The 2,501-nt window shown below is 45.5% G+C and carries 2 protein-coding genes; both read right to left on the reverse strand.

The annotated features are described in order from the left end of the window. Positions 1 to 130: 130 nt before the first annotated feature. The gene (locus HF312_21425) at positions 131 to 910 is read right to left on the reverse strand and encodes an ATP-binding protein (GenBank protein MCU7522775.1); all 780 of its coding nucleotides are present in this window, start codon (positions 908 to 910) and stop codon (positions 131 to 133) included. Further along, the gene (locus HF312_21430) at positions 907 to 2,367 is read right to left on the reverse strand and encodes an IS21 family transposase (protein ID MCU7522776.1); all 1,461 of its coding nucleotides are present in this window, start codon (positions 2,365 to 2,367) and stop codon (positions 907 to 909) included. Before HF312_21430 ends, HF312_21425 begins: the two co-directional genes overlap by 4 nt. Between the last annotated feature and the right edge of the window lie 134 nt (positions 2,368 to 2,501).

Consider the following 2,501-nt stretch of genomic DNA (forward strand, 5'->3'; position numbering starts at 1 on the left):
TGATTAATGTCAATTAAAATTACCGGTTAACGACAATTATAATTGCCGGTAGTTGTCGTTCCTAGAAATTGTGTACGGAATGGAGCCCGGAGGGCGGAATGTAGTACACAATTTCTCTGCAGTTTTCTTTTTAGCCGGTAATTTCTTCTTTTTCCTCCTCTTTTTTCTTTTTTGATTCTTCCAAACGGTAGCTGGGCAGGTTTAATTCCAGTATTATACAGTGGTGGACCAGGCGGTCAATTGCGGCCGCTGCCGTCATTGGGTCCTTAAAGACCTGATCCCACTTAGAGAACGGGAGATTGCTGGTAAGCATAATGCTTCCACGCTCATAGCGTTCTGCTAGAAGTGTAAACAAGACCTCCATCTCCTCACGGCTCTGCTGTATGTAGCCTATATCATCAATGATGAGTATGTCGTAGCGTGAGAGCTGCTTTAAGTACCTGGGGAGCCTGAGCTCCTGCTTTGCTATTAAAAGCTCCTGGATAAGGAGGCTCGACTTCTTAAACATCACACTGTAGCCAAGGTGTACCATCTCGTGGGCTATTGCCGAGATAAGATGGGTTTTCCCACTCCCAGGGTTACCAAAGGCAAGAACGTTCTCCCTTCGGTTTACGAAGCCTCCCAGGGTAAGAGAACTCAGCTGTGCTTCGAGCTTCTTCGGGAGCCTCTTACGGTCAAAAGAATCCATCGTTTTCTCCAATGGAAGCCTTGAGTCCTTTAAGAGACGTTCAATGCGTTTGTTCTCACGGCTCTGTTCCTCTTCTGACAAGAGATTATATAAAAACTCCTCATAGCTTATGGCCTCTTTTCTTGCCATCTCTGCATGTGTCTGATAGGAGGAGAGCATGGCAGGAAGACGGAGTATTTTGAACACCTGCTTAATGTCCTGGTGAAGCTGCTTTTCCTTCATGCTGCTACTCCTTCTTCTATTTTCCTTTCAAGCAGTACATCATAAGCCTTTGGATCGATTGACATAACCAGTACGTCACGAATCTGTTCAGGCTGTGTACCTTTATGGAGTATGCCCAGTACTGCTTCATATGATATTTCTCTTTCCTCCCTGAGGAGTCTTTCTATTGCACTGTCGACAAAAGCCTCGTTTTCTTTGGCTGCAAGGTGAAGTATTTTCAGGTATTCCTTTGATGCCCTTTGCGGATTCCTTTCCATGAGGCAGTCATAGGCAACACGGAAACGGTGAGTGGGGAAAAGGTCCTCCTTGTATATGTAATTTTCAAATGCTCCGGGCTTCCGTATGAGGTAATCGATTATGTGATGGTACTGTATGAAGTGTTTCTTCCGTCCTTTAAGCCTTGGGAGCACTTCGACACACCTTTGGGCATACCAGATCTCGATTACTTCCGGCAGAAGCTTTGCCGTTACCTTCTCGCCTATAAGGCGGCTGTGGACCGAGTATGTATTGTGGCAGACCGTAACGGTGCTCCAGCTTTTGACTCTTACTATCTCACGCTTATAACAGTCCACTTTCTGTACGGGCAGGGGTTTTAGAAGCTTTACTTCTTCTTCAAACCTCTTCCTGATGGTAGCGTTCAGTTTTCTGAAGATTGAGGCAAGATAATCCGAGTAGTCTTCTATGCTCTCAAAATCCCTCGATCCTCTCAGCATCAGCTGCTGGTCCATTACTTTTTTCAGACGGTTATGGCTCTGCTCGGTGTCTCCGTTCTGATTAGCCTTGCCCGGTTCTGTTTTCCTTGCCTGCATGCCGTAATGCCTCGTTAAGGCAGCATACCTTTCTGTAAATGCCTCATGGTTGATGCCTGTATTCCTTACGGCAGCAGACAGGCTGTCTGTCTGGTGAAGATCTGGCACTCCGCCAAGCTCCCAGAGTGCCCTCTGAAATCCGTCGCTTAAGGCTTCAAAGCTTTCACTGCGGCATATTGTTCCGGTCTGCCAGTTCGAATAGGTCAGAATGAAATGATAAACCAGGTGATTAAACTTTTCACCTCGTATTGTAATATTAAGGTGATTCATGCTGGTGAAGTCTGACTGGCAGAGATGAGCCGGGTGGTGGACCTGGGGGAAAATGACTTCTCTTGACGGGCCACTTAGAGCCCTCCACTGCTTAAACCTCCTTTGAAGCGTTCTCAGCTGTCCCCAATTATATCTGTCCGGATTTTCTGCTATCAGATATTCAAAAACTGTCTTTGCCTCCAGTGAGGGATTATCCGATAACATTTCTTTTATTCTCTCTTCATCTTCCTTAAACGGGTCTTCTCTTGTCTTCCAGGTGTGGTCTTTCCGTAGTTCATCAGGAAGCCTGCCTTCCTTCAGGTATTTTCTTGCGGTTCTTTCGGCAATACCTGCTTTTTCTGAGGCCGTTTCCTGTGTTAAGCCCTTGTTGATTAGCATTCTTAACCTCTTGATTTGACTGTTTGTAACCATCCGTACACCCTAATTTTTTCTGTGTACGGATTATAATTATTTCTACCTAAAACCGGCAAAAATAATTGTCGCCAAACGGCAAATCTAAATGTCGCTAATCA

Source organism: Ignavibacteria bacterium (genome assembly GCA_025612375.1).
In the GTDB taxonomy this organism is placed as follows: domain Bacteria; phylum Bacteroidota; class Ignavibacteria; order Ignavibacteriales; family SURF-24; genus JAAXKN01.

What these genes read in the sequence shown, in the direction of transcription:
- HF312_21425 (MCU7522775.1), bottom strand. Translation starts at nt 910, where the DNA reads ATGAAGGAAAAGCAGCTTCACCAGGACATTAAGCAGGTGTTCAAAATA.
- HF312_21430 (MCU7522776.1), bottom strand. Translation starts at nt 2,367, where the DNA reads ATGCTAATCAACAAGGGCTTAACACAGGAAACGGCCTCAGAAAAAGCA.